The sequence below is a fragment of the Planotetraspora sp. GP83 genome (assembly GCF_041262585.1).
GTDB lineage: Bacteria > Actinomycetota > Actinomycetes > Streptosporangiales > Streptosporangiaceae > JAOEGB01.
Genome location: NZ_JBGCBZ010000006.1, coordinates 160,759 through 183,765, shown reverse-complemented (window position 1 = coordinate 183,765; position 23,007 = coordinate 160,759). Strand labels below are relative to the sequence as shown.

At 68.9% G+C, this 23,007-nt stretch carries 24 protein-coding genes; 17 read left to right on the top strand and 7 right to left on the bottom strand.

Features of this window, described 5'->3' with window-relative positions; translation table 11 throughout:
* Positions 1-8: 8 nt before the first annotated feature.
* The 13 genes from secY (at position 9) to truA (ending at position 9,471) form a co-directional block, all read left to right on the top strand.
* Positions 9-1,316: a preprotein translocase subunit SecY gene (gene secY, locus ABH927_RS11080; protein ID WP_370020510.1), complete on the top strand. Its 1,308-nt coding sequence runs from the start codon at positions 9-11 to the stop codon at positions 1,314-1,316.
* Positions 1,316-1,969, top strand: coding sequence for an adenylate kinase (locus tag ABH927_RS11075; protein WP_370020508.1), 654 nt, complete (start codon positions 1,316-1,318; stop codon positions 1,967-1,969). The genes secY and ABH927_RS11075 overlap by 1 nt, the downstream gene beginning before the upstream one ends.
* Before the next feature lie 86 nt (positions 1,970-2,055).
* Positions 2,056-2,883 (top strand): type I methionyl aminopeptidase, encoded by an 828-nt coding sequence (gene map, locus ABH927_RS11070; protein WP_370020506.1) that lies wholly within the window; start codon positions 2,056-2,058, stop codon positions 2,881-2,883.
* Positions 2,884-2,954: 71 nt separating this feature from the next.
* Positions 2,955-3,398 (top strand): DUF1707 domain-containing protein, encoded by a 444-nt coding sequence (locus ABH927_RS11065; RefSeq protein ID WP_370020505.1) that lies wholly within the window; start codon positions 2,955-2,957, stop codon positions 3,396-3,398.
* Positions 3,399-3,546: 148 nt separating this feature from the next.
* The gene (locus tag ABH927_RS11060) at positions 3,547-4,002 is read left to right on the top strand and encodes a hypothetical protein (RefSeq protein WP_370020503.1); all 456 of its coding nucleotides are present in this window, start codon (positions 3,547-3,549) and stop codon (positions 4,000-4,002) included.
* Positions 4,003-4,519: 517 nt separating this feature from the next.
* Entirely contained in the window at positions 4,520-4,741 is a 222-nt protein-coding gene (gene infA / locus ABH927_RS11055) for a translation initiation factor IF-1 (RefSeq protein ID WP_012887858.1), read from the top strand.
* A 46-nt stretch (positions 4,742-4,787) separates the two neighbouring features.
* Positions 4,788-4,901, top strand: coding sequence for a 50S ribosomal protein L36 (gene rpmJ, locus ABH927_RS11050; protein ID WP_003956441.1), 114 nt, complete (start codon positions 4,788-4,790; stop codon positions 4,899-4,901).
* A gap of 272 nt (positions 4,902-5,173) precedes the next feature.
* A complete protein-coding gene (gene rpsM, locus ABH927_RS11045; RefSeq protein WP_370020500.1) occupies positions 5,174-5,554 on the top strand; it encodes a 30S ribosomal protein S13 in 381 nt (126 codons plus the stop codon).
* Positions 5,555-5,589: 35 nt separating this feature from the next.
* Complete coding sequence (rpsK, locus tag ABH927_RS11040; RefSeq protein ID WP_020542285.1) at positions 5,590-5,994, top strand: 30S ribosomal protein S11; 405 nt, start codon at positions 5,590-5,592, stop codon at positions 5,992-5,994.
* 19 nt (positions 5,995-6,013) lie between these two features.
* Positions 6,014-6,640 (top strand): 30S ribosomal protein S4, encoded by a 627-nt coding sequence (gene rpsD, locus ABH927_RS11035; protein ID WP_370020497.1) that lies wholly within the window; start codon positions 6,014-6,016, stop codon positions 6,638-6,640.
* A 162-nt stretch (positions 6,641-6,802) separates the two neighbouring features.
* Positions 6,803-7,819: a DNA-directed RNA polymerase subunit alpha gene (locus ABH927_RS11030; protein ID WP_261581164.1), complete on the top strand. Its 1,017-nt coding sequence runs from the start codon at positions 6,803-6,805 to the stop codon at positions 7,817-7,819.
* A gap of 86 nt (positions 7,820-7,905) precedes the next feature.
* Positions 7,906-8,427: a 50S ribosomal protein L17 gene (gene rplQ / locus ABH927_RS11025; protein WP_370020494.1), complete on the top strand. Its 522-nt coding sequence runs from the start codon at positions 7,906-7,908 to the stop codon at positions 8,425-8,427.
* 126 nt (positions 8,428-8,553) lie between these two features.
* Positions 8,554-9,471 carry a tRNA pseudouridine(38-40) synthase TruA gene (gene truA, locus ABH927_RS11020; RefSeq protein WP_370020492.1) on the top strand — a complete coding sequence of 306 codons (918 nt, stop codon included), beginning with the start codon at positions 8,554-8,556 and terminating at the stop codon, positions 9,469-9,471.
* On the opposite strand, the gene ABH927_RS11015 is transcribed toward truA, so the two are convergent.
* From ABH927_RS11015 to ABH927_RS11005, 3 genes are all read right to left on the bottom strand, one after another.
* The gene (locus ABH927_RS11015; protein ID WP_370020490.1) at positions 9,461-10,420 is read right to left on the bottom strand and encodes a hypothetical protein; all 960 of its coding nucleotides are present in this window, start codon (positions 10,418-10,420) and stop codon (positions 9,461-9,463) included. The genes truA and ABH927_RS11015 overlap by 11 nt on opposite strands.
* Before the next feature lie 3,023 nt (positions 10,421-13,443).
* Entirely contained in the window at positions 13,444-14,601 is a 1,158-nt protein-coding gene (locus tag ABH927_RS11010; RefSeq protein WP_370020489.1) for a hypothetical protein, read from the bottom strand.
* 41 nt (positions 14,602-14,642) lie between these two features.
* Complete coding sequence (locus ABH927_RS11005) at positions 14,643-15,365, bottom strand: CAP domain-containing protein (protein WP_370020487.1); 723 nt, start codon at positions 15,363-15,365, stop codon at positions 14,643-14,645.
* Positions 15,366-15,777: 412 nt separating this feature from the next.
* Here ABH927_RS11005 and rplM point away from each other — a divergent pair, with 412 nt between their 5' ends.
* From rplM to ABH927_RS10985, 4 genes are all read left to right on the top strand, one after another.
* A complete protein-coding gene (gene rplM, locus ABH927_RS11000) occupies positions 15,778-16,221 on the top strand; it encodes a 50S ribosomal protein L13 (RefSeq protein ID WP_370020485.1) in 444 nt (147 codons plus the stop codon).
* Positions 16,222-16,250: 29 nt separating this feature from the next.
* Complete coding sequence (rpsI, locus tag ABH927_RS10995; protein ID WP_370020483.1) at positions 16,251-16,772, top strand: 30S ribosomal protein S9; 522 nt, start codon at positions 16,251-16,253, stop codon at positions 16,770-16,772.
* Position 16,773: 1 nt separating this feature from the next.
* Positions 16,774-18,129 (top strand): phosphoglucosamine mutase, encoded by a 1,356-nt coding sequence (gene glmM, locus ABH927_RS10990; RefSeq protein WP_370020481.1) that lies wholly within the window; start codon positions 16,774-16,776, stop codon positions 18,127-18,129.
* Between the two features lie 266 nt (positions 18,130-18,395).
* Positions 18,396-19,319, top strand: a complete 924-nt coding sequence (locus ABH927_RS10985) for a hypothetical protein (protein ID WP_370020479.1) — start codon at positions 18,396-18,398, stop codon at positions 19,317-19,319.
* A gap of 74 nt (positions 19,320-19,393) precedes the next feature.
* Here ABH927_RS10985 and ABH927_RS10980 read toward each other — a convergent pair whose 3' ends face one another.
* The 4 genes from ABH927_RS10980 to ABH927_RS10965 all read right to left on the bottom strand — a co-directional run bounded on the left by ABH927_RS10980 (position 19,394) and on the right by ABH927_RS10965 (position 22,997).
* Entirely contained in the window at positions 19,394-20,110 is a 717-nt protein-coding gene (locus tag ABH927_RS10980; protein ID WP_370020478.1) for an ABC transporter permease, read from the bottom strand.
* A 159-nt stretch (positions 20,111-20,269) separates the two neighbouring features.
* A complete protein-coding gene (locus ABH927_RS10975) occupies positions 20,270-21,214 on the bottom strand; it encodes an ABC transporter ATP-binding protein (protein ID WP_370020476.1) in 945 nt (314 codons plus the stop codon).
* Positions 21,215-21,216: 2 nt separating this feature from the next.
* Positions 21,217-22,086, bottom strand: a complete 870-nt coding sequence (locus ABH927_RS10970) for an ABC transporter permease (RefSeq protein WP_370020474.1) — start codon at positions 22,084-22,086, stop codon at positions 21,217-21,219.
* On the bottom strand, positions 22,083-22,997 hold the full coding sequence (locus tag ABH927_RS10965) for an ABC transporter ATP-binding protein (RefSeq protein WP_370020473.1): 915 nt from the start codon (positions 22,995-22,997) through the stop codon (positions 22,083-22,085). Before ABH927_RS10965 ends, ABH927_RS10970 begins: the two co-directional genes overlap by 4 nt.
* Positions 22,998-23,007: the final 10 nt, after the last annotated feature.

The window sequence follows — 23,007 nt, the reverse complement described above, 5'->3', positions numbered from 1 at the left end:
GAGGGACCGTGCTAACCGCGATTACCCGGGCATTCCGGACGCCTGACCTGCGTAAGAAGCTGCTCTTCACTTTGGGCATCATCGCGCTGTTCCGGCTCGGCTCGGTACTTCCCACTCCCGGCGTGAACGCCGCGAACGTCCGTGCTTGCCTCGACCAGGCCCAGGCCGGCGACTCCGGCAACATCTACGGAATGGTGCAGCTCTTCAGTGGCGGTGCGCTGCTGAAGCTGTCGGTGTTCGCGCTCGGCATCATGCCGTACATCACCGCGAGCATCATCTTGCAGCTCCTGACGGTGGTGATCCCGCGCCTGGAGGCCCTGAAGAAGGAGGGCCAGGCCGGCACCTCCAAGATCACGCAGTACACACGGTACCTCACCATCGGCCTCGCGGTCCTCCAGTCGACGGCATTCGTCGCACTGGCCCGCAGCGGCTCGCTGTTCCCGAGCTGCCGCGAGCAGATCCTGCTCAACCAGGACGTCTTCACCATCGTCACGATGGTGATCACGATGACGGCCGGCACCGCCGTGATCATGTGGCTGGGCGAGCTGGTGACCGACCGAGGCGTCGGCAACGGCATGTCCATCCTGATCTTCACGCAGGTCGTCGCCGTCTTCCCGGCCGAGCTGCTGAACATCTACCGCCTCAGCGCGTTCAAGTTCTTCGTGGTCCTGATCGTCGGCATCGTGATGATCGCGGTCGTGGTCTTCATCGAGCAGGCGCAGCGGCGCATCCCGGTGCAGTACGCCAAGCGCATGGTGGGCCGCCGGATGTACGGCGGGACCTCGACCTACATCCCGCTGAAGGTCAACCAGGCCGGCATCATCCCGGTCATCTTCGCCTCGTCGCTCCTCTATCTGCCGCAGCTGCTCGTCACGCTGTTCGGCAACAGCTCGCAGCCCAACGCGGTCGTGGAGTGGCTGGCGCAGAACCTGGTCAAGGGCGACCACCCCACCTACATGGCCACGTTCTTCCTCCTTATCATCTTCTTCACCTACTTCTACGTGTCCATCACATTCAACCCCGTTGAAGTGGCCGACAACATGAAGAAGTACGGTGGGTTCATCCCGGGCATCCGTCCGGGCCGGCCGACCGCTGAGTACCTGAACTATGTGCTCACGCGGCTCACCGCCGCCGGCGCTCCGTATCTGGGTGTCATCTCGCTGATCCCGATCCTCGCGCTGGCGCTGGCCGGAGCGAGTCAGAACTTCCCGTTCGGAGGGACCAGCATTCTTATCATGGTTGGTGTTGGTCTGGACACGGTCAAGCAGATCGAGAGCCAGCTTCAGCAGCGCAACTACGAGGGCTTCCTGAGATAGTGCGCGTCGTCCTGGTCGGGCCCCCCGGAGCGGGCAAGGGGACGCAGGCCCAGTTCATCGCTTCGCATCTGTCGATCCCGAAAATCTCGACAGGCGACATCTTCCGCGCCAACGTCTCCGGTGGCACGGACCTCGGCAAGCTTGCCAAGCAGTACATGGACCGCGGCGACCTCGTCCCCGACGAGGTGACGGTCGCCATGGTCCGTGACCGCCTCGCGGAGGACGACGCGCAGGAGGGCTTCCTCCTCGACGGCTTCCCTCGCAACGTGCCGCAGGCGGAGATCCTGAAGAAGATGCTGGCCGAGTTCGGCACCGGGCTCGATCTGGTCCTGGAGCTGGTCGTCGACGACGACGAGGTCGTGCGGCGCCTGGCGGGCCGGCGCACCTGCCGCTCCTGCGGCAAGGTGTGGCACGTGCTGTTCGACCCGCCGGCTTCCCCGGGCGTCTGCGACGCCTGTGGCGGCGAGCTCTTCCAGCGCGACGACGACCGCGAGGAGACCATCAGGCACCGCCTGGAGGTCTACCAGGAGCAGACCTCGCCGTTGATCTCCTTCTACGCCGACGAGGGCATCCTCGTCGGGGTCGACGCGACCGGCCCGGTCGAGGAGGTCACCCAGCGGGCGATGTCGGCTCTGCGACGGTTCGCCGACTGAGTCATTACCGTGGCGTCGAACGCCGCCCCGATCCATGGGGTGGCGTTCAGCCATTTATGGGACAATCAGGCGAGGGGGTGCCATAAGTGTTCAAGAAGAGTAAGCACGGAATCCAGATCAAGACCATCGAACAGGTCGAGCAGATGCGGGCGGCCGGTCTGGTCGTGGCCCGGACGCTCGAACTGCTGCGTTCGTCGGTCGAGCCCGGCCTGACCCCCCTCGACCTCGACGCCATCGCCGAGGAGGCCATCCGGGGAGAGGGCGCCATCCCGTCGTTCAAGGGGTACCAGGGCTTCCCGGCCACGATCTGCGCGTCCGTCAACGACGAGGTCGTCCACGGCATCCCCACGGACCGGCGCAAGCTCCGCGAGGGCGACATCATCTCCATCGACTGCGGGGCGATCCTCGACGGCTGGCACGGCGACTCGGCGATCACGGTCCCCGTGGGCGAGGTCGATCCCGCGCTGACCGAGCTGATGCGGGTCACCGAGGAGGCCATGTGGCGCGGCATCTCCGCGCTCACGGTCGGCGGCCACCTGTCGGACGTCGGCTTCCGCGTCGAGAGGTACGTGCGCTCCCAGGGCCGCTACGGCATCCCGGCCGAGTACGGCGGGCACGGCATCGGCACCGAGATGCACATGGACCCCTGGGTGGCCAACCACGGCCGTCCTGGGCGGGGGCCGCGCCTGGAGACCGGCATGTGCTTCGCCGTGGAGCCCATGGTGAACCTCGGCACCGACCGCACGAAGGTCCTCGCCGACGACTGGACGGTCGTCACGCTGGACGGCAAGCAGTCCGCGCACTTCGAGCACAGCGTCGCCGTCACCGACGACGGCCCGCTGGTGCTGACCGCGCTCGACGGGGGAGAGTCCCGCCTCGGAGGGCCGCTCGCCGAGGCCGGCGAGAACGCCTGACCCCGTACGGCCTGCCGTACCCGAGCCGTGAAACATAATGGTCTTATCGCGCGGATCAGCGGGAGATGGTGATGGCGGCAACTCCGGAGATGCGGGCGTCTGACGGCGACAGGGATCGGGTCGCCGCGGCGCTGCGCGAACACGTCGCCGAGGGCAGGCTCAGCGTTGACGAGTTCAACGAGCGGCTGGAGCAGGTCTACCAGAGCCGGACGTACGGCGAGCTGGCGAAGCTCACCTCGGACCTGCCGGAGATCGACCTGCACACCCTGCCCGCCACGGTGTCGGCCCCACGGGGGCGGCCCGCCCGTCCGGGGGCCGCTCAGGGCGCGTTGAAGGCCGGTTGGGCGGCGTGGGCGGTCGCGAGCGGCGTCAACTGGGTGGTCTGGCTCATCGTCGGGATCACTTCCGGGCAGATGGTCTACCCGTGGCCGCTGTGGGTGATGGGTCCGTGGGGCGCGATCCTGCTGCTCGGCACCCTTTTCGGTGGCGTGCACGGATCCGACCGCCGCCGATAGCCCTCCCCCTGGTCGGGGAGCACGTATTTTTCCGCATTTCCCGAATCGCTGAGTGTGCATTCCTCCGCAGAACGGCGGGCGGATCCTCCGTAACTTCGGGGGTGTCCGGAGATGAGCAGCATCTTCCGGAAATCCCCTGGAGGACATCGTGAGCAAGATTCGTACCATTCTGGCCGGTACCGCTGTCGCCGGCGCTCTGGCCGCCGGTCTCGTGGCCGCCCCCGCCGCCCAGGCCGCGACCGCTGAGGCGTCGAGCCCCTTCAAGCACTTCTTCGGCACGACCTACTCGAGCTACAGCGGCAGCCACGACGAGGACCGCGGAGACCGGTCGTACTTCAGCAAGGGCTACTGGTACAAGGACCACGGCCGCTACTGGTTCTTCGGCGACCTGTACGACGGCGACCACGACCACGAGTACAGCTACGTCTGGTTCCGCTGGCACGACGACGGCGGCACCCACTTCAAGTCGTACCGGACCTTCAGCCACCTGCACATCGGCAACTTCGGCGGCTTCAGCAGGAGCCACGGGTTCGACGACTTCGACATCCGCGTCTGCGAGGGCGGCCCGGTGAGCGACTGCGGCGGCTGGCACGACGTGTTCTAAGACGTGTTCCGAGGGGCCGCGGCCTGTTCGGGGCCCGGTCCGGGGATCCATCACATGGGGGTCCGTCCTTCGGGGCGGGCCCCTTTCCGCGTTCCGCCGCGAAGAGAGGTCTCTGCGGTCAGACGCACTCTTTGCCGATGGGCCGCCATTGGCCGGTTTTCCGCGGGGTAAGTGATCTTTATCGCCCCGTACGGCCCAGCCTGCTGGAGCGTACGTGGCGATGATCGACCCGCGCCCATCCATCCGGCATATCGGCGGTGCCGGAGGGGTGGGCGCGGTGCTGTTCCCCGGGGGCGAGCCGCGCCCGGAATCTGGGGTACCCTTTGATCTGGTTGTGTCGGTACACCATGCCTCCGTTTCGCATTTGGAAGCAGGTTGTCGTACACTACTTTGTCGGTTCACTATGGCCTTTTGCGCACAGGCGGTCTGGCTGACCGCCGCTCTCTGGAAGCGTGCGAAGGTCGCGGCTGCTTAGTGTTCCGAACCTCAGACGACCGATCAGCGAAACGCGAGGGCCATGGCCAAGAAAGACGGCGCCATCGAGATTGAGGGCACTGTGGTTGAGTCGCTCCCGAACGCGATGTTCCGGGTGCAACTCGACAACGGCCATAAGGTCCTCGCCCACATCAGTGGGCGAATGCGGATGCACTACATCCGAATCCTTCCCGACGACCGCGTAGTCGTCGAGCTGAGCCCCTACGACCTCAGTCGTGGGCGGATCGTCTATCGGTACAAGTAGGTCCCTCCTCGTAGAGGTCGGGCCATACGCGGAACGAATAAGGACTATGAAGGTCAAGCCGAGCGTCAAGAAGATCTGCGACAAGTGCAAGGTGATTCGCCGGCACGGTCGCGTCATGGTGATCTGCGACAACCTGCGCCACAAGCAGCGCCAGGGCTAGTCGCCCAAGGCCCCGCAGAGTCCGCTCCAGTAGCGGACTCGACGTATGTGGGGCCGTCGGTCCGGGCCGTCAAGCGCTTCGCCGCGAGACGGGCCGAACCGGAGAAAAGTAATCGCGCGTCACACCCGTGAAGGCGGCTTTCCATGCGGAACTTTCCGCGCGGAGCCGTACCACGCGGGAGACCCCCGGTCGGAGGCCGGGGCCCTCACCCCGGGCATGGGGAGGGGTAGTGAGGCGCAGGACCTCCGCCACAACGAAGGAGAATGCCCACCATGGCTCGCCTGGTTGGCGTCGACCTCCCCCGCGACAAGCGGTTGGAGATCGCTCTCACCTACATTTTCGGAATCGGCCGTACCCGCGCTCAGGAGATCCTGGCCGCGACGGGTGTCAGCCCCGACCTGCGCGTCCACCAGCTCAGCGACACCGAGCTCGTGCCGATGCGTGACTTCATCGAGGCGAACTACAAGATCGAGGGTGACCTCCGTCGCGAAGTTCAGGCCGACATCCGCCGCAAGATCGAGATCGGCTGTTACCAGGGCATCCGGCACCGCAAGGGCCTGCCTGTCCACGGTCAGCGGACGCAGACGAACGCTCGCACCCGCAAGGGCAAGAAGAAGACCGTGGCCGGCAAGAAGAAGCCGGGCAAGAAGTAGTCCTTAGCAGCCACATTCCAGGAGATAGCGCTTAAATGCCGCCGAAGAGCCGCCAGGGCGCACCGAAGAAGGTGCGCCGCAAGGAAAAGAAGAACGTCGCTCACGGGCACGCCCACATCAAGAGCACGTTCAACAACACGATCGTCTCGATCACCGACCCGAACGGGAATGTGATCTCCTGGGCCAGCGCCGGCCACGTCGGGTTCAAGGGCTCCCGTAAGTCCACCCCGTTCGCCGCGCAGATGGCCGCCGAGAACGCCGCGCGCCGGGCTATGGAGCACGGCATGCGGAAGGTCGACGTCTTCGTCAAGGGCCCCGGCTCCGGCCGTGAGACCGCGATCCGTTCGCTTCAGGCGACCGGACTCGAGGTCGGGTCCATCCAGGACGTCACCCCGGTTCCGCACAACGGCTGCCGTCCGCCCAAGCGCCGCCGCGTCTGAGTCCAGGAGATAGAGAGAAATGGCTCGTTACACGGGTGCGGACTGCAAGCTCTGCCGCCGGGAGAAGACCAAGCTCTTCCTCAAGGGCAAGAAGTGCGAGTCCGCGAAGTGCCCCATCGAGATCCGTCCTTACCCGCCGGGTGAGCACGGCCGCGGCCGTCCCAAGGAGTCTGAGTACCAGCTCCAGCTTCGTGAGAAGCAGAAGACCCGCCGCATCTACGGCATCCTCGAGAAGCAGTTCCGCAACTACTACGAGGAAGCCAACCGCAAGTCCGGCAAGACCGGCGAGAACCTCCTCCAGATCCTGGAGAGCCGTCTCGACAACGTGGTCTACCGCGCCGGGTTCGCCGAGTCGCGCGACGCGGCCCGCCAGCAGGTCCGTCACGGACACATCCTGGTGAACGGCAAGAAGGTCGACATCCCGTCGTACCGCGTGCGCGAACACGACATCATCGAGGTCCGCGAGAAGTCGCGCAACCTGCTTCCGTACGAGGTGGCCCGCGCCACCGCCGGTGACAAGACCGTCCCGGCGTGGCTGGGCGTCGTGCCGGACAGCATGCGCATCCTCGTGCACCAGCTCCCGGTCCGCCAGCAGATCGACACGCTGGTCCAGGAGCAGCTCATCGTCGAGCTCTACTCCAAGTAGTAGGGCCTCGCGACCATGCGATGACGCCGTACGGCCCGCTTCGTGCGAGCCGTACGGCATCATGGTTGTAAGCGAGTGGCGTCAAATAGCGGGCGCCGCCGTAGTGAAGGGACCGCCGCGCAGGGAGCGACGCGCGGCACCGTCCCAGAAGGAGTTCATCACATGCTCATCGCACAGCGCCCGAGCCTCCAGGAGGAGTCGCTCGAGGAGCACCGGTCCAAGTTCATCATCGAGCCGCTGGAGCCGGGCTTCGGTTACACCATCGGCAACTCGGTGCGGCGCACGCTGCTGTCCTCCATTCCGGGGGCGGCCGTCACCAGCATCCGCATCGAGGGCGTGCTTCACGAGTTCTCGACCGTGCCCGGGGTCAAGGAAGACGTCACCGACATCATCTTGAACCTCAAGTCGCTGGTCGTCTCGTCCGAGCATGACGAGCCCGTGGTGATGTACCTGCGCAAGCAGGGCCCGGGCGAGGTCACCGCCGCCGACATCGCGCCTCCGGCCGGTGTCGAGGTGCACAACCCGGACCTCCACATCGCCACGCTCAACGGCAAGGCCAAGCTGGAGATGGAGCTGACCGTCGAGCGCGGTCGCGGCTACGTCTCCGCGGCGCAGAACAAGCAGCCGGGCCAGGAGATCGGCCGGATTCCGATCGACTCCATCTACTCCCCGGTGCTCAAGGTCACCTACAAGGTCGAGGCGACCCGTGTCGAGCAGCGCACGGACTTCGACCGCCTGATCCTCGACGTCGAGACCAAGCCGTCCATGAAGCCCCGCGACGCGGTGGCCTCGGCCGGCAAGACCCTCGTCGAGCTCTTCGGCCTGGCCCGCGAGCTCAACGTCGAGGCCGAGGGCATCGACATCGGCCCGTCGCCGACGGACGCGGCCCTCGCCGCCGACCTGGCGCTGCCGATCGAGGAGCTCAACCTCACGGTCCGCTCCTACAACTGCCTCAAGCGCGAGGGCATCCACACCGTGGGTGAGCTCGTCGCCCGCAGCGAGCAGGACCTGCTCGACATAAGGAACTTCGGCGCCAAGTCGATCGAAGAGGTCAAGCAGAAGCTGCACGAGATGGCTCTCGCCCTCAAGGACTCCCCGCCCGGATTCGACCCCACCGCGGTCGCCGGCGGAGGGTACGACGACGAGGACGGCGGCTTCATCGAGACCGAGCAGTACTGAGCAGCAATTAGATACGACCGGTTCGCCGGTCGGCCCGACCCCGGTACCTCGTACGGCCGGGGCGGGTTATCCATGAGGAGCATGAAATGCCCAAGCCCACCAAGGGCGCCCGCCTGGGCGGCAGCCCGGCGCATGAGCGGCTGATCCTGGCGAACCTCGCCACCCAGCTGTTCCAGCACGGCCGGATCCGGACCACGGAGGCCAAGGCCAAGCGGCTCCGCCCGCTCGCGGAGAGGCTGATCACCAAGGCGAAGCGGGGCGACATCCACAACCGTCGCCAGGTGCTGACCGTCGTCCGTGACAAGGGCGTCGTCCACCACCTCTTCACCGAGATCGCGCCGACGTTCGCCGAGCGTCCCGGTGGCTACACCCGGATCACCAAGGTGGGCCCCCGCAAGGGCGACAACGCCCCCATGGCGGTCATCGAGCTGGTGACCGAGCAGCTGAACCCGGTCCGCGTGTCCCGTACGGCTCCGGCCGCTGAGACCGCTCCGGCCGCTGAGACGGCTCCGGCTGTCGAGGAGACCCCGGCCGCCGAGGCCGAGGCTCCGGAGACTGCCGAGGCCGAGGCTTCCGAGAGCACGGACGAGAAGAAGGACGAGGCCTGATCCAGGTCGTGTCCCCTGGATCCGTCGTCTGACGAGATCCGCGAGACACTCCGCAAGGCTTCGCGAGCGGGCTCAGTCTCCCTTCGGGGGGTCGCTGGGCCCGCTTTCGTTTTGTACGGCTCTCGCATGCCGTACGGGAGGGACGTCGTGGACCGACACGAGCGGCTGAGGCTCGACCTGGCCTATGAGGGGACCGACTTCTCCGGGTGGGCGCGGCAACCGGGCCGCCGGACGGTCCAGGGTGAGTTGGAGGACGCCCTCGGCCGCATCCTCCGGTTGGACGCGGCTCCCGCGCTGACCGTGGCCGGTCGTACCGACGCCGGAGTCCACGCCCGCGGACAGGTGGCCCACGTTGATCTCCCCGTCGTCTCGTTGGCGGTTCTCGATCTCACGGCCGGCCGTGGGGAGCCCCCCGCCGACGTGGAGGCCGCCTGGAGGGAGAACGGCCCTCAGTGGCTCTCTGCGCTCACCAGACGGCTGGCGGGGATCCTGCCGCTGGATGTTCGGGTTCATGCCGTCTCCGTCGCCCCTGAGGGTTTTGACGCCCGGTTCTCCGCGCTCTCCCGGCGGTACGGCTACCGCGTCAGCGACGCGCCCGGGGGTGTGGACCCGCTGAGGCGGCGGGACGTCCTGTGGCACAACCGGCCGCTCGATGTGGATCTCCTCAACGCGGGCGCGGCGCGACTCCTCGGCGAGCACGACTTCGCGGCGTTCTGCAAGAGACGCGAGGGCGCGACGACCATCCGGGAGCTCCAGCGGCTCGACTGGGTTAGGGGTAACGACGGGATCATCCTCGCCACCGTGGTCGCCGACGCCTTCTGCCACTCCATGGTGCGGGCTCTCGTGGGCTCCCTCCTGGCGGTCGGAGAGGGCAGGCGCCCGGTCGAGTGGCCCGGCCAGGTGCTGGCGGCAGCCGTACGGGACTCGGGCGTGCACGTGGCGCCCGCGCACGGGCTGACCCTTGAGGAGGTGCGCTACCCGGCAGGGGAGGAGCTGGCCCGGCGTGCCGCCGCGACACGCCGGGTCCGCACGTTCAGCTCGTGACGCGCTTCTCGATCACCTGGGCGGTCTGGTCCCGGAAGGCGCCGCTGACCGGCCCGAGGTTCTTGTCCTTGGCGTCCGGAGTGTGGCCGTCGGCGTAGGTCGCGTAGCTGAAGATGATGTAGCGTCCCCAGACCATCCCGGCCGCGTAGCCGCCGGAGATCGCCACCCGGTCCGCGCCGCTCGCGGCGTTGCCGTTCAGCCCCCGGAACCACAGGTTGCCGTTGAGGTCCTTCCTCTGGTCGACGGTGAGCGCGGCGTCCTTCGTCGGTAGTACGGCGATGCCGGTCGTGACCGCGTAATCACGCTTACCGTCCACGTAGGTGGCCCTCAGCACCCGGCGGCACTGCTGCTGCTTGAGCGCCTCGGCGAAGACGCCGGCCGCCGCGTCGGCGCAGTCGTCCGTCATGTCGACCTTGACGCGTTTGAACGTCCGCCCGTCCAGGGTGACCCGCGAATCCGGGAACGCCTCCGCCAGCGTCAGCTTGCGCGGGTCGGTCGCCTCGGAATCGAGGACCGCGGTGGCCATCGGGGTCGGCTGGGCCGCCGAGGTCGCGTCCGGGGCGTTGGTCGCCGACGGCGTGCCGCTCAGCGCGGCGTTCGTCGGCTTGTCCGTGTACGCGTAGTAGGCAGCCGTGCCGATGGCGCCGACGACCACCACGGCGCAGGCGGCGAGCAGCACCTTCTTCGCCGTGCCACGCGGGGCGTCCGGAGGAGTGCTCTGGGGGAGCAGGACCGGCAGGTTCTCCTGTGGGCCGCCCCCGCCCTGTCCCGGCGCGAACGCCGTCGAAGGCGCCGCGCCGAATCCGGATGGCGAAGAGGCTTTCGACCTCGGCGGCGTCACCGGGGTGAACGCGAAGGGTGTGCCCTGTGTCGCCGAGTCCTGGGCTCTCGCATCCTGAGGGGTGGAGGGCTGAGCTGCCGGGTTCTGCTGCGTCGAGGTTCGGGGCATCGGTCCAGTCGTCGTCTGAGGCGATGGGATCGGGGATGGGATCGGGGATGGGATCGGGGATGGTGACTCGGAGCCGGAAGGTTCCTCAAGGGCCGGCGCAGGGCCTCCCGGGGGGAACGGAAAACCCGCCGCCGGTGTGACGGCCTGGGAGAACTCGTCCTGAGAGGCCTCACCCGCGAAGGTCCCACCCGAGGAACTCTCACCCTGGACGGGGCCGGGCATGCTTTCGGGCAGCGAGTGCGGTGATCGCACGGCTCCCGCGTCTCGGGCCGCTCTGGCGTCTGAGAGAACGTCCCCACTGAGGATGGGCGTCACGTCGCTTCGCGCGTCAGCCCCCAACTCACCATCGGCACCTCGATCACCAACGGCACCCGGCTCACCGAGGGCTGCCGCTGCGGCTCCAGTGGGTCCTTCGATGACGCTCCGGTGGGCGCCGGGCTGCCTGGTGGTGCTGCGTGGCACGATGTCCTGCCCGGGCCCGTGCGGAGGTTGGTGCAGGGGCTCGTGCAGGGGTTCGTACGCGAGTCCGTGTGCTCGCTCGGGCGCGATGTGGTGCGCGGGATCGCTCTGGGACGGCTCGCTTGCCGGGCCGTAGGCAGCCGGCGTCGCCGCAGGTGCGGGACCAGCGATCAAGCCTGGAGTCGGCGGTACGGCTCCCGCCTGGCCGGCCACTGTGCCGCCGTCGGCGCTCGCGAGGCGGGCCGCGTCCTGCTCGGCGCTTTCTGCGATGACCGCTTCCTGTGCCGGCGCGTCCGAGTGATCGGCGGCTTCCCGCGCTGCCACCCCGGGCGTCTCGCCGTGAAGCGCGTGTCCGCCGGCAGAGGCGCCGGCGGCCAGATCCGGCAGTCCAGGGGTCTGGCCTGGGAGTCCGGGCGTCTCGGCCGGAGGTGCCGATGCGTCACTGGAGACTTGGGCGGCCTGATCGGGGAGTGTGGATTCCTCGCCAGAGAGGCTGGGAGCCTCACCGGGGAGCCTGGGCGGCCACACGGGAATGTCGCCAGGCTCTCCGCCCCGGAACGGCTTGCTCGGTGCAGACGCCGACGCCGACGCCGACGGCGATTCCGGCTCCGGACGGCTGCCAGACAGCTCGTCCGCCGGCGTGGCGGACGGCTGTGCGGGCTCAGCATGCGGCGACTGCTCAACCGCGCCGGCGACACCCCCGCTGGCCACACCCGCACCGAACACACCCGCGCCGGTCGCACCCCCGCTGGCCGCACCCGCGACCCCGCTCACGCCGTCGGCGGAAGTGCTGATCCCATCCGAACCAGGTGCGGCGTCGTCGGTCGGTCCGGCGTTGTGGGCCGGGTCGTTGGTTCCGCCCCGCCACGGTTGTGTCTCCGCCGACGTGCCGGGCCCGGGCCAGGCGTCCGCGGAGGTGTCGCGACCGGGCCAGGAAGTGGGCGTCCCGGCAGTCGTCTCGTTGGCTGTGGCCTGACCGGGCCACGCCGGCGCGGTTGGGGCCGCGCCGGTCTCCGGGGCAGGAGCGGGCCAGACGGCCTGTCGTGCCGGCCAGGTGTTGTCGGCGGGTGGTGGCTCGTCGGACGGCTGACCTCCCTGACCCCCCTGGCCTCCGGCCTCCACATCATGCTGCTCGGAGCCCGCCGGGCTTGGCGGGTTCCACGGAGGCGGCCACCCGCCTCCTCCTGATGTCCCTCCGCCTACCTGAGGCCACGGAGGCTCGCCCGCATGCAGGGTCTCTCTGGCCGGCCAGGCAGCCGGTTCGCCGGTGGGGTGAGCCCTCGCGTCAGACCAATCGGCCGCGGCGGGTGGTTGAGGGGCGTGGTCCTGCCATGTGGGTGCGGCGGGGAGATGCGGCGTCTCCGTTTGCCAGGTGGCCGGTTCGCCGGCGGGATGAGGGGTCGCGTCAGACCAGGCGGGTGCGACGGGTGGCTGGGGGGTGTGCTGCCATGTCGCCTGGCCGGTGGCGTGAGGGCTCTCACCTGAGGGGTGGGCACCTGCGGCGGGCCAGGTCGATTCGCCGGTTCGGTGAGCCGCCTGGTCAGACCATGCCTGGCCGGCGGGATCTTCTGCGACTGGAGGCCAGGCCTGTGGCGCCGGCGCGCTCGAGGGGGCCGCACCGAAGGCCGGCGGGGGTTGCCACGCCGGAGCCGCCGGAGCCGCCGGAGCCGCCGGAACGACCGGGGCGCCGGCGGGGGGCCACTCCCGGGTTGGCTCGTTCGCCGTCTCGGCTGCCCCGGGCCACGCCGTACCCGAAGGCTGTGCCGCCGGCGTGGTGGCCTCAGATGAGCTGGAGGCGTCGTGGCGTCCAGTCTCCTGAGGGGCGCCGGCCCCTTCGGGGAATCTGGGACCCCCGAAGAACGCGGGAGGCGGAGAGACGGTGTGCGCCTGCGACGATGGGGGGAAATCGGACACCGTCCTGAACCGCTTCGTGTCCTCGGATTCGTCGTAGGCGGGCTCGTCAGCGGGGGGCGCGGGGAACGGGCCGGCTGACGCCGCGAAGGCGTTCGCCGCCGTGGGCGATCCACTTGTGTGGCCGGGATCTGCCTCGGATGCGGGTAAGGCGCCGGGCCGCCCGTAAGCGGGGCTGGAAGCGTGCCCATCGGGTCCCGGCGCGGAGGCGTCCGAGGCGGTGGGCCCGTCGGCGTGCCCGGGATAGGCGCTGGAGGCGTAGAAGGCGTTGGACGGGCGGGAGCTGCCGGCTGGAGGGTGGACGGGGGCAGAGCCCTCTTGCCAGGGGCCCTCGTCGCCCTGTGCCAGCGGAACCGCGAACCAGCTGTAGGCCGAGGCCTCGTCATCGGGGGTCCACGCCCCGCCTTCGCCGGCGGACGGCTGGCCGAAGCTCGGCGGTGGCATAGCGGGTGCCGCCGAGCTGTCGGCGTCCGACTCGCGGCGAGTCCACGCCGTATCGTGTTCGTGCTCGGAACCGGAATCCTGGCCACGCATATCCGGAAGCGTATCGGCGCAGACGAGATCGCCGTGTCGCTATGGGCGTTTACGTATGGGGTCAAGACGGCGTTTGTCCGGGCACATCGCCCTATACAACCTGTAAGAAATCGCCAGCCTCAGCCGCGGTTCCCGGTCAGAGCCCGCGTGTCGAGGGCAGGGAAGACTGTCTTGTCGGTGATGTCCACGGCCGCTTGGTAGAGCCGCTTCAACTCGGGCTTGCTCGGCTTGTGACCGTCCTTGAACTGGAACCACAGCAGGATCGTGTAGTGGCCCTGGGTCCAGCCGCCCGCGTACGCTTCGCCCGTTCCGAGCAGCTTGGTGGCGTCGTCCTTGCCGGGGAGCGGCTTCAGGTAGTCCTTCCGCTCACCGCCGCCGCCCGCCGAGGCGACCTTCTTCGCGGCGGCGGAGGTCTTGAGGTTCGCGACGCCGACCGTGCCGATGATCGTCCCATTTCCGTTCTTGAAGCTCGCGCGGATCAACTGCGTGCAGCGGCCGGCGCGCAGCGCCTTGGCGATCTTCTCGCCGGTGATCCCGTCGGCGCACGACTTCTCCTTGCGCCACACCGTCATGACATACGACTGGGCGCCCTCGCCGATCTTCTTCTTGCCGAACAGCTCCTTGGCCGACAGCGGTGCCTTGTCCGTGGCACGGGAGCCCGCGTAGCCGTACTGACCTCCGGGCCCGGAGGGGACGAGCGGCGACGGCGTGGGGGCGGTCACCGTACGGACGGGCTTGTCGCCACGGGCGGCCACCCACAGGCCGAGGAACAGCGCGCCGATCAGCGCCAGCAGGGCGGCGCCCAGCACGAGCGGCCGTCGCCACAGGGGGACGGGGGCGTCCGGGTCCCACATCGGCTCGGGAGGTGGTGGAACGGACGCCGCGGCCGATCGCCTGTCGTGCGTCGGCCCGTCCATGATCCCGGAGTCGATCCCGGAGTCGATCCCGGAGTCGATCCCCGAGCCGATCCCCGAGGAACCGGGGCCGCTCCCCGGGCCGCCCGCTGGGTCGTCCCGCCAGCGCCCTCCCGCCGCCCCATAAGGCGGCGCCCCGCCGGGCGTTCCGTATGGGGAGGAATCGTCCCGGTCGTCATGCTGCGGGGCCTGCTCCCGCTCGAACGGGGAGGGCTCGCGCCTGCGCCGCCCCGCGAAGCCGTACGGCGAGGCGCCGTCTCCGGCCTCGTCTCCGGCCTCGTACGGCGGAGCGTCCCGCCAGCGGGGCTGGCCGGAGGGGAGGTGCGGCTGGCGATGTGGTTGCTGGTCGCCGGGATAACCCATGCGCCTGAGATTAGTCGGCTATCAGGACACATGAGGAAGGGTCAGGAATAACCGAAGTCCTCGGTCCACCACGGGCCACCCGTGCCCAAGTTGACTCCCACGCCGGTCGCGACCAGTTGGCAGTTGAGGATGTTGTTCCGGTGGCCGGGGCTGGCCATCCAGCCCTGCACGACCTCCTCCGCGGTCTGGTAGCCCCGGGCGATGTTCTCCGCGCCGCCGTCCTTGTATCCCGCCGCGCCCATGCGGTCCCAGGGTGTGCCGCCGTTGGGCGAGGAATGGTCGAAATGATTGGTCGCGGCCATCTCCGCCGAGTGGGCCCGGGCCGACTGGACCAGGCGGCGATCCACCCGCAGGGCCCCGCAGCCCTTCTTGCGCCGCTCGGCGTTGACCAGCCGTACGACCTCGTTCTCCATGCCGGGGAAGCCCGCGACGTCGTTGCCGCTCCCCGCGTCCCCGGTGGTGGTCTCCGGAGTGAAGGAGTTCCACTGCGGCCCGTCACCGGCTGAGCCGTCGATCATCGTGGACGGCTTGCGCGTCGGCCTGGTGATCGAGCCGGCCGGAGTGCTGGCGGTGGGCGAGTGGGTGCGCATGACATGGTCCAGCGGCGGGCGGTGCTTCCGGCTCCCGGTCGCGGCGCGGGCAGGGGTGGGCGTGGGCTCGGAGTTGCGCAGGTAGACCTCGTTGGAGCCGTCCCTCGCCATGGAGACCCGGCCGATGACGACCCCCAGCAGCAGGACGGCCACAACGCACGCGAACAGGCCCAAGTGAGTCCCGCGCCGGGACGTCCGTTGGGTATGCCGGGTGTGAGGGGTCTGCCACATACCGCAGCCAAATATAGGGATCTGAGGCATGGTGAAGAAGAGGCCAGCGGGAAAGTATTTCCTGAACGTTCAAATGAGACGTTCCAATGCGCCCCGCGGCGGCTCGCCGTTCGGGCGTGCGCGGTGAATCGGCATTAAGGTGTCCTTGATTCGGCCACCGCGGGCGGCCGAGGGCGCCGCGTTTTGACCTGTGGCCTCGCGCTCGGTAGTCTGCTAGTTCGTTGTGTGTGGATCGGTCTGACTGAAGACCGGTGCACGGCGCGTCCGGCGTCTTCTCCCATATACGTGGAGACGGAGGTTGTCGCCGTGCCTGCGCAACCTACCGAGAGTTCACATCCCGACAGAAGGCACTGCCGTGCGCACGTTCTCACCGAAGCCCAACGACGTCGAGCGTCAGTGGTACGTCATCGACGCCACCGACGTCGTGCTCGGCCGGCTGGCCAGCCACGTCGCCACCCTGCTCCGCGGCAAGCACAAGCCGATCTTCGCCCCGCATGTCGACACGGGTGACTTCGTCATCGTCATCAACGCCGGCAAGGTCGCCCTGACCGGAAACAAGCTCGAGCAGAAGAAGGCGTACCGCCACTCGGGCTACCCCGGCGGTCTGCGCTCCGTGGCCTATGGCGAGCTCATGGAGAAGCGCCCGGACCGAGCCGTCGAGAAGGCGGTCAGGGGAATGCTGCCCAAGAACGCCCTCGGGCGGAAGATGGTGAAGAAGCTCAAGGTCTACGCCGGCGCCGAGCACCCGCACCAGGCTCAGCAGCCGGTGTCCTTCCAGATCACCCAGATCGCCCAGTAACGCCGAGCCAGGAAAGTAAGAGGAGAACCGTGGCCGAGCCCACCGGTATCGAGACGCTCGTCGAGGGCGAGCCGGACGACTTCTCCGCGGAGGAGTTCCCGTCCGAGTACACCACTGAGTCCGCGCCCGCCGGCGACGCCCCCGTGCGCAAGCCCGTCACCACGGGCAACTCGTACGGCACCGGCCGCCGCAAGGAGGCCGTCGCCCGTGTCCGCATCGTGCCGGGCACTGGCAAGTGGACGATCAACGGCCGTTCGCTGGACGTCTACTTCCCGAACAAGGTCCACCAGCAGATCGTCAACGAGCCCTTCGTGGTGCTCGGCGCCGAGGAGGCGTTCGACGTCATCGCCCGCATCGACGGCGGTGGCGTGACCGGCCAGGCCGGCGCCCTGCGCATGGGCCTGTCCCGCGCGCTCGCCGTGCTGGACGCCGAGGCCAACCGCCCGCCGCTGAAGAAGGCCGGCTTCCTCACCCGTGACGCCCGCGCCACGGAGCGGAAGAAGTACGGCCTCAAGAAGGCTCGTAAGGCTCCGCAGTACAGCAAGCGTTAAGTTGGGGCGCCTCTTCGGCACCGACGGGGTACGTGGGGTCGCCGGTCGCGACCTCACAGCCGAGCTGGCCATGGACCTGTCCGTGGCCGCGGCTCATGTCCTCGGCGATGCCGGGGCGTTCCACGCCAGCGTCGGGCGGCGCGGCCGCCCGATCGCCGTCGTAGGCCGGGACCCGCGGGCTTCAGGAGAGTTCCTGGAGGCCGCAGTGGTCGCCGGCCTCGCGTCGTCAGGCGTGGACGTGCTCCGGCTCGGCGTGCTGCCCACCCCGGCGGTCGCGTATCTGACATCCGCTCTGGGAGCCGACCTCGGTGTCATGCTCTCCGCGTCGCACAACCCCGCGCCCGACAACGGCGTGAAGTTCTTCACCCGCGGGGGCTACAAGCTTCCCGACGCGGTGGAGAACGAGATCGAGCAGCGGCTCGGGGAGAAGTGGGACCGCCCGGTCGGCTCCTCCGTGGGCCGGGTCCGGGACGCGTACGGCGAGGCCGACCGGTATGTCGCGCATCTGCTGACCACGCTGCCCCACCGCCTTGACGGGCTAAGGGTCGTCGTCGACTGCGCGCACGGCGCGGCGCACATGGTCGCTCCGGAGGCGCTCCTGCGCGCCGGCGCGGTCGTGGAGACCATCGGCGCGGCACCCGACGGCCACAACATCAACGACGGTGTGGGCTCGACCCACCTGGACGCCCTGAAGGAGGCCGTCGTCGAGCGCGGCGCCGACCTCGGGATGGCCTACGACGGCGACGCCGACCGCTGTCTCGCGGTGACCGGCGACGGCCAGGACGTCGACGGTGACCAGATCATGGCGATCCTGGCCATGGCGATGCACGCCGACGGGCGGCTCGTGCGGGACACCGTCGTCGCCACCGTGATGTCGAACCTCGGCTTCAAGATCGCGCTCCGGAACGCCGGGCTGACCATGGTGGAGACCGCCGTGGGGGACCGGTACGTCCTGGAGGCGATGCAGGAGGGCGGGTTCAACTTCGGCGGCGAGCAGTCCGGCCACGTGATCATGCTGGATCACGCCACGACCGGCGACGGCCTGCTCACCTCGCTGCACGTGCTGGCCGAGGTGGCGAGGTCGGGACGTTCGCTGACCGAGCTCGCGTCGGTGATGACCAAGCTGCCCCAGGTCCTCATCAACGTCCGCGACGTCGACAAGGCGAAGGCGTCCACGCCTGAGCTGGTCGCGGCCGTCGCCAGGGCCGAGGCGGAGCTCGGAGACTCCGGCCGGGTGCTGATCCGGCCGAGCGGCACCGAGCCGATGATCCGCGTCATGGTCGAGGCCGAGGCCCCCGAAACGGCCGCCTCCGTCGCGGGTCACCTCGCCGATGTCGTCCGTACGGTCTGCGCCTGAGAAACCGCGAGGAAACCCCGCCGGAGAGCCTTCCGGCGGGGTTCCTTCTTGTGCTGTCCCTGTGACCTTGTGCTGTCCATGTGACAGGGGGGCGGCCATGACCTCGGATACGATCACGGCCGCGGCCGCAGGCACCTGAACGCTGGGAGACCTGAACGGTCACACCACGGGTTGAGCTGTGCCGGGGTCGGTGACCTCAACGCCGCCGCAGGGACGTTTAGCAAACTCTCCGCAATCAACTCCTCACTTTCGGTAATATCTCGGTCGTGCCTGCTATCGACCATGAACTCCCGATCGACTTGATCCACAACCGGCCGATGACCGCCGTGGAGCTTCTGCGCCATGCCGTGGGCATCGAACCTCCGCCGTTCGCCACCGCCCAGGTGGAGGCGGTGGACTGCTCACAGCTCACGCCGGTGGAGTTCCGCGCCGACTCGGTGGTGGTACTGCGAGACGAGGCCGGCAGCGCCCGCATGGCGCTGATCGTGGAGGTGCAGCAACGTCGCGACGCGCGCAAGTCGTTCAGTTGGCCCGTGTACGCGACGGTGCTGCGGGCCCGGCTGGGCTGTGCGACCGCGCTCCTGGTGATCTGCCCGGACCGGACGGTGGCCCGGTGGTGCGAGCGCGAGATCGCGCTGGGTCCCAGTGGGACCATTACCCCGCTGGCCGTGCATCCCGGCCTCATCCCGCTCGTGACCGACCCTGAGCGGGCACGATCCTGTCCCGAGCTGGCCGTGCTGTCGGCCACCGCACATGCGGAGACGGCCGAGGCCGGCCCGGTGATGGAGGCCATGCTGGCCGGGTTGGCCACTCTGGATCAGGACCGGGCGAAGCTATATTTGAGCTACGTGATGGCGGTGCTACCTAGCGTGGCGCGCAAGCACCTGGAGGAGATGATGACCACGACCCGTGACTACGAGGAGATCGCGGGCCGGTACCTGTCCCACTGGATGGACAAGGGCCGCGCAGAGGGTGAGGCCAAGGGCCGCGAGATAGGTCGCGCAGAAGGGGAGGCGAAAGGGGAGGCGAAAGGCGAGGCCAAGGCGATCCTGGTGGTGCTGGAGAGCCGTGGCCTGGAGATCTCTTCTGACACCCGCGATCGTATCGAGCAGTGCGACGATCTGGCGCTGCTGGACACCTGGATTCGTCGCGCGGCCGTTGCCGGCTCCGCGGACGAAATCTTCGCCTGATTTCCCAGGCTCGCCAGGCTCGACGGCTTACGTTGCCGCGAGCCACCGCGCTCGTCCGGCCTGCCCGGCGCGCTTCAGTCGTCGCCGGTGATTGAGAGGGACCGGAGCCGGGTGCCCGCCCACAGCAGGGCGCCGAGCGTCACGATGATCATGGCTGGTACGGCGAAGCTGAGGCTGACGTCGGTTTTGAAGAAGGGCGACGAGGAGACCTGGTCGGCGATCGACTGAGCCCACTGCTGGATGGAGAACTTCCTGGCGCCGGGCACATAGCCGCCCACCAGGCCCTCCCAGACCAACGCGTAGATGACGCCCACCGTCACGGCATGACGGGTGATCACGCCCAGCAGCAGGAACACCGCCGCGTAGGCCACGCCGCCGAACAGCGCTCCCAGCGTGAAGCCGTACGCCACGCCAGACTCGTCGCGGATCAGCAGGTAGGCGGCGATGAACGTGGGCACGGCCGCGAAGACCGCCACCAGCGACGCGGCGACGACGAACTTCGTCACGGCGATCACCGGGCGGGAGATCGGCTTGGCGAGCAGATGGATGATCGTGCCGTCCTCGATCTCCGGCGCGATCACGCCGGTCCCGGCGATGAGGCCGAGCAGCGGCAGCATCGTGCCGATCGCGAACGTCTTCATCAAAAGCACGGCCGTGTGCTCGTCGGAGCCGCCGATCAGCCTGAGCAGCGCGGCTATGGCGATGAGTGCCACCGGGAGCAGCACCAGCAGCCAGATCCTCTTCCGCCCGAGCATCGCCCGATAGGTGATGTCCGCCACCACAGTATTCATTGGTTTCGCTCCGCTCGACTGCTCTCCGGCGTCCGTGGATCTTTGTCGTGCATGATCACGAATGGTGTCATCGCTGTTCAGCCTGTATGGGCGGGACTGTGTGCATGATCACCCCGGACGGTGCCTGGGCATATGGGAAGGTGTGCATGATCACGCGGGTCAGGGGTGGGGGGCGATGAGGTAGGAGAACACGCTTTCCAGGTCCTCGTCGGTCGGTGAGACCTGCCAGAGGTGGACGCCGATGTCGCGGGCGACCCTCGGCAGCAGCCAGGTGAAGCGGCGGAAGTCGACGGCCTGCACCTCCAGCCCCTGCTCGGTGAGGGAGACGGCGCTGGAGGAGGCGTCGGCGACCAGCGCGGCGGCCAGCCGGCGGTCGTCGCTGGACCTCACCCGGTAGAGGTGGGGCCGGTCGGTCATCCGCCGCCGGATCTCGCGGTAGTCGCCCGACGCGGCGTGCCGGCCCGCGACCAGGACCTCGATCTGCTGGGCGACCCGCTCGACCTCTTCGAGGATGTGCGAGCTGAACAGGATGGTCCGGCCCTCCTCGCCCATGCGGCGGACCAGCTCCATGAGGTGGAGCCGCTGGCGGGGGTCCATGCCGTTGAACGGCTCGTCGAGCAGCAGCACCCGGGGATCGTGGACCAGGGCGGCGGCCACCTTGACGCGCTGACGCATGCCCTTGGAGTAGGTCTCGATCCGGCGGTCCTTGGCGCCCGACATCTCCACCAGGTCGAGGGCCCGGGCGGCGGCTTCGGCGGGAGACGGCAGCCGGTGCAGCCGGGCGGCGGACAGCACGAACTGCCAGCCCGTGAGGAAGCCGTAGACGCCCTCCTTCTCGGGCACGAGCCCGATGAGCCGGTAGATCTCGTGGTTGCGCCAGATGGCCTGACCGTTCAACGTCGCGGTGCCGCTCGACGGCGCGAGGAAGCCCGCCATCATGTGCAGCAGCGTGGACTTGCCCGCACCGTTGGGGCCGAGCAGGCCGGTCACCCCGGGCCCGATCGTCATCGTGACGTCGTTGACCGCCACGACGTTGCCGTACCAGCGGGACACCTGGGCGAGCTGGACGACGCCCTGTCCGGTGGTCACCGGAGAAGTGGTCATGGTCACGAGGAGGCCGCCTTCCGGTAGCGCAGGAGGATGCCCGCCACCGCGACGGCGATCACGACCGGCACGATCAGGCACGCCCAGAGGCCGGGCGGGTAGCCCTCCCCGTTGGACGGGTCCGTGCCGAACAGCGCCACCTGCACCGCGTCGACGAGGAAGAACGGGTTGATCAGCATCGCCCACTTGGCGGCGGTCTCCCGGCCGATCGACAGGAGCACGCCGAAGAAGACGCCCGAGACCGCCGAGGTGAACAGGTAGAACGCGATGACGGACGCCACGCCGAGCCCGCGCCGCGGGGTGAAGGACGCGAGCGCGATGCCGATCGCGGCGAGCAGCACCGCGTAGACCACGGCGCCGCCCATCGCGGCCAGATACTGCGAGGTGTGCGGGGGGCCGGGCCGGTCCACGAGCAGCTCGCCGGCGTACATCAGGGTGAGAGGTACGGCGATCAGCAGGAACATCGCGACCGCGAGCGCGGCCAGCTTCGCCCCGATGTAGTCGACCACCGTCACCGGGCGCGAGAAGTACAGCGGCAGCACGCGGAACCGCAGGTCAGGCGCGACTAGATAGGGCGACTGGGCGGCCAGGAAGATCGCCAGCACGGCCTGCATGGTCACCGCGTACGCCGGGTACGGCAGGCCGTCCTTCTTGAGGAGGGCCATGACCGCGATCGACACCACGGCGGGCAGCAGCATGATCGTCGCCAGCAGGAACGGCATGATCTTGGCTCGTGCCGTACGGCCGAGCCCGAAGACGCCGCGCAGGCTGTTGACGGCGAGCGCGAGCGCGGCGCTGCCGCGGCCCAGTCTCGCGCCCTCGTAATGGCGGTATCCGATGTCGTGGATGACCGCTGTCGGTTCGGACGTCATGCGACCGGCTCCTTGAACACGTCCTCGATGTGGCCGCGGCGCTGTTCCAGCCGCACGAGGTTGAGGCCCAGATCGCACACGGCGTCGCGCACGGCGTCGTAGGTGCGGCCGGGGTCGCCGTCGGCGGCCACCTGCACGGTGAGGAGGCGGCCCTGTACGGCCACCGTCTCGCCGAGCCCGCCGAGACGCTCCGCCAGAGGCGCCAGCCCGTCCTCCACCTCGACGGCGATCGCCTGGCTGACCTGGGTGAAGTCGCCGATCGCCGACGATCGCAGCAGCCGCCCGGCGTCGATCACGATGACGTGGTCGCAGACCCGTTCGAGCTCTCCCAGCAGGTGGGAGGTGACGAGCACGCTGATGCCGAACTCGGTGCCGATGCGCCTGATCAGCGAGAGCATCTCGTCTCGGCCCTGCGGGTCGAGGCCGTTGGTGGGCTCGTCGAGGAAGACCAGCCGGGGGTCGTGGACGAGGGCCTGGGCCAGCTTGACCCGCTGGCGCATGCCCGTCGAGTAGCCCCCGATGGGGCGGTAGCGCTCCTCGTGCAGCCCGACGTGGCGCAGCGTGTCGGCGGCGCGCTCGCGGGCGGCGGTGCGCGGCAGGCCGGACATCTGCGCCATGTGCACCACGAACTCGGTGGCCGACACATCGGGCGGCAGGCAGTCGTGCTCGGGCATGTAGCCGACCAGGCGCCGGATCTCCAGACCGTGGGTGGCCGCGTCGAGGTCGAGGACCCGGGCGCGCCCTGAGGTCGGGGGCAGCAGGCCCAGCAGGATCTTGATGAGGGTGGACTTGCCCGCGCCGTTGGCGCCGACGAGGCCGGTCACCCCGGTCCCCGCCGTGACCGTCAGCTCGTCGAGCGCCGTGACCCGGGGAAACCGCTTGGTGAGACCCTCGGTAGCGAGGATTGCCATGATCGTGACA

Excerpts from the sequence above, each read along its gene's own strand:
- ABH927_RS11065 (WP_370020505.1), top strand. The coding sequence starts at position 2,955 with ATGGCGGCAACTCCGGAGATGCGGGCGTCTGACGGCGACAGGGATCGG.
- infA (WP_012887858.1), top strand. The coding sequence starts at position 4,520 with ATGGCCAAGAAAGACGGCGCCATCGAGATTGAGGGCACTGTGGTTGAG.
- rpmJ (WP_003956441.1), top strand. The coding sequence starts at position 4,788 with ATGAAGGTCAAGCCGAGCGTCAAGAAGATCTGCGACAAGTGCAAGGTG.
- rpsM (WP_370020500.1), top strand. The coding sequence starts at position 5,174 with ATGGCTCGCCTGGTTGGCGTCGACCTCCCCCGCGACAAGCGGTTGGAG.
- rpsK (WP_020542285.1), top strand. The coding sequence starts at position 5,590 with ATGCCGCCGAAGAGCCGCCAGGGCGCACCGAAGAAGGTGCGCCGCAAG.
- rpsD (WP_370020497.1), top strand. The coding sequence starts at position 6,014 with ATGGCTCGTTACACGGGTGCGGACTGCAAGCTCTGCCGCCGGGAGAAG.
- ABH927_RS11030 (WP_261581164.1), top strand. The coding sequence starts at position 6,803 with ATGCTCATCGCACAGCGCCCGAGCCTCCAGGAGGAGTCGCTCGAGGAG.
- rplQ (WP_370020494.1), top strand. The coding sequence starts at position 7,906 with ATGCCCAAGCCCACCAAGGGCGCCCGCCTGGGCGGCAGCCCGGCGCAT.
- truA (WP_370020492.1), top strand. The coding sequence starts at position 8,554 with ATGCCGTACGGGAGGGACGTCGTGGACCGACACGAGCGGCTGAGGCTC.
- ABH927_RS11015 (WP_370020490.1), bottom strand. The coding sequence starts at position 10,420 with ATGCCCCGAACCTCGACGCAGCAGAACCCGGCAGCTCAGCCCTCCACC.
- ABH927_RS11010 (WP_370020489.1), bottom strand. The coding sequence starts at position 14,601 with ATGGGTTATCCCGGCGACCAGCAACCACATCGCCAGCCGCACCTCCCC.
- ABH927_RS10980 (WP_370020478.1), bottom strand. The coding sequence starts at position 20,110 with ATGAATACTGTGGTGGCGGACATCACCTATCGGGCGATGCTCGGGCGG.
- ABH927_RS10975 (WP_370020476.1), bottom strand. The coding sequence starts at position 21,214 with ATGACCACTTCTCCGGTGACCACCGGACAGGGCGTCGTCCAGCTCGCC.
- ABH927_RS10970 (WP_370020474.1), bottom strand. The coding sequence starts at position 22,086 with ATGACGTCCGAACCGACAGCGGTCATCCACGACATCGGATACCGCCAT.
- ABH927_RS10965 (WP_370020473.1), bottom strand. The coding sequence starts at position 22,997 with ATGGCAATCCTCGCTACCGAGGGTCTCACCAAGCGGTTTCCCCGGGTC.